This window comes from Sulfuricurvum sp. RIFOXYD12_FULL_44_77, from assembly GCF_001830725.1.
Lineage (GTDB): Bacteria > Campylobacterota > Campylobacteria > Campylobacterales > Sulfurimonadaceae > Sulfuricurvum > Sulfuricurvum kujiense_A.
In genome coordinates this window covers 1-2428 of record NZ_MIBU01000310.1, presented here as the reverse complement: position 1 = coordinate 2428, position 2428 = coordinate 1, and the positions used below count along the sequence as shown (strand labels likewise).

Annotated in this window: 3 protein-coding genes; all 3 read left to right on the top strand. The window is 48.9% G+C overall.

Features of this window, described 5'->3' with window-relative positions; translation table 11 throughout:
* Nucleotides 1-805 (top strand): ABC transporter substrate-binding protein (locus A2517_RS11645; RefSeq protein ID WP_294897256.1); only part of this gene is annotated, 805 nt, incomplete at its 5' end.
* Nucleotides 789-1502: an ABC transporter ATP-binding protein gene (locus A2517_RS11640; protein ID WP_294897253.1), complete on the top strand. Its 714-nt coding sequence runs from the start codon at nucleotides 789-791 to the stop codon at nucleotides 1500-1502. The genes A2517_RS11645 and A2517_RS11640, both read left to right, overlap by 17 nt.
* A partial coding sequence (locus tag A2517_RS11635; RefSeq protein ID WP_294897251.1) for an iron ABC transporter permease occupies nucleotides 1489-2428 on the top strand: 940 nt, incomplete at its 3' end. The genes A2517_RS11640 and A2517_RS11635, both read left to right, overlap by 14 nt.

Sequence of the window (2428 nt, the reverse complement as noted above, 5' to 3'; positions counted from 1 at the left end):
GGTTTTGGTATGGGGGAATCTTTGGGGAGCCGAGAGGATCATTGCCCTCAGCCCCGCCATCAACGAAACGCTCTATGCTCTGGGTGCGGGAGATCAAATTGTCGCCAATACGGAGTATTGCAACTATCCCCCTGAGGCCAAAAACAAACCAAAAGTGGGGGGATATTTCTCCCCATCTCTGGAAAAGATCCTCTCCCTCAGCCCCACGATGGTGATATTGCAGGAAAATAATGCCCCTTTGGCGGTAAAAATTCAAAAGATGGGTATCAAAACACGCACCATTAAAATCGATACCTACCCCTCGATTCGCCGATCGATCTTTACCATCGGCGCCGTCGTTCACAAAGAAAAGAGGGCTGAAGCCATCGTGAGCGAACTCGATCAAAAACTCCGTGCCCTGCGGGGGATCATACGCAATCAAAAGATTTTGATGGTGTTCGGACACAATACCGATCTCTCCAAGAGCATCTATGTATCGGGACAGAATCTCTATTTTGACGACCTTATCCGTGAGAGCGGTAACACCAATGCCCTCCAAAGCCGTCGCAAGGGGCAGCCGGTTCTCAATCTCGAAAACATTATTGCGCTCAACCCTGATATCATCATACTGCTCGCCCCGAATACCAAAGAGAGAGGGTTAACGAAAGAGGCTTTGATCGCACCGTGGCGTTCTCTTCCGATCAATGCGGTCAGAGAGGGAAAAATGTATGTCGAAGATCAGCCCTATTCGAGTAACCCGAGCCAGCGTCTCGGCCTTTTTTTAGATGATATGAGGGGGTATTTGATTGATGCTGCACGTCGCTGATCTCACCTGCCAAATTTTGAAAAATGTCAGTTTCGCCCTCGAAGAGGGGAAAAATTTGACAATTTTAGGAAATAACGGAAGCGGGAAAACAACGCTGGCCAGAGCACTCTGCCATCTAATCCCTTCCGAAAGTGTTTTTTGGGAGGGGAAAAAAATAGGTGATATCGCACCGCACTTGCGCTCACAGGTGATCAACTATGTCCCCACGCTCCTCGATATTTACGATGAGTATCTGAGCGTAGGTGATTATTTAGACCTCAATTGCTTCGATGGCAACGATCCTCGTATGAGGGAGGAGATTCTCGGAGTGCTGGAGATAGACCATCTCAAACACTCTCCATGCCAGAGTCTCAGTAGCGGCGAATCTTCACTTCTCCTGATCGCCGGCGCAATTTTGCACTGTGCTGCGTACACGATTCTCGATGAGCCGACCGCCAATCTCGATCAGGCAAAAAAAGTCAAAATTTACCGCCTCCTCAAAAACGGCTCCTATTTTCAAAACACAATCATCATTACCCATGATCTGAATTTAGCCTACAAGCTCGGATATGACGTTCTGTATCTGGAAGAGGGGAGTGTCCGGTTCTTCGGATCGTGCGGTGATTTTTTCGATCCCTCCCGTCTTGAGGGCTGTTTCGGCAACGCGGTTCAAAATATCGGCGGAAACTTTGTGGTGAATTACGATGAAGTACGTTAGTCTTATTCTATCGCTGGCAGTTCTTGTCATTGCCCCATTTTTTGGGGAGATCACCTTGAATATCCAAGAGATTCTCAACCCCGCATCCTCGTCGTCGATGCTTTTTTGGGAGATTCGTTCTCCTAGGGTGATCATCGCCTTTTGCAGCGGTGCAATCCTCTCTCTCGCAGGGCTTGTCTTTCAGAGTATCTTTCGCAATCCCCTCACTACCCCTTTCACTCTCGGCGTTGCCAGCGGTGCGACATTGGGGACGGCATTGGCGATTGTTTTTTTCGGCGGTCTCCTCTTTTGGCAATACGCCTTAAGCTTTTTCGGAGCGTTATTGACCGTGATCGTCCTCTTTTTACTCTCGCGCTCACTCAAATCGGCGCAGACAAGTTCGCTTCTGCTGGTGGGGATTGCCTTGTCTTTTTTCTATTCGGCCGCCCTTATGGTTCTTTATTATTTGAGCGATTTTGAACAGAGCTATTCGATTGTCCGTTTTACGATGGGGAGTTTGAACATCGTCGGATTCGATACCGCTTATCCGATACTCATCGTATCGCTACTGTTTTTGGTGTCAATCCTTTGGCAGCGAAAACCGCTGAGACTTCTGTTGACGTCGCTTGATTTTACGTTTCTAAAAGGGGTTCACGTCACACGGCTTGTTATGAGCCTCCTTCTTATCACCTCTTTAGCGGTGGCGGTATGCGTCAGCGTCGTGGGGCCTATCGGGTTTGTGGGGCTGATTGTCCCCCATATCATCAAACTGCTCTATCGGCGCAGCAGCGACACCCTGATCCTTCCGACATTTTTTTACGGCGGGATTTTTTTGGTGGCGTGTGATCTGGTTGCCCGTAATCTCGGAGCCGCTTCGGATATTCCCATCGGCGTCGTTACTTCGTTTATCGGTGGGCCGTTCTTTATCTATCTGATACTTCATCGTC

Bases quoted from the DNA above. Each gene is read 5' to 3' on its own strand.
- A2517_RS11640 (WP_294897253.1), top strand. From the start codon at position 789: ATGCTGCACGTCGCTGATCTCACCTGCCAAATTTTGAAAAATGTCAGT.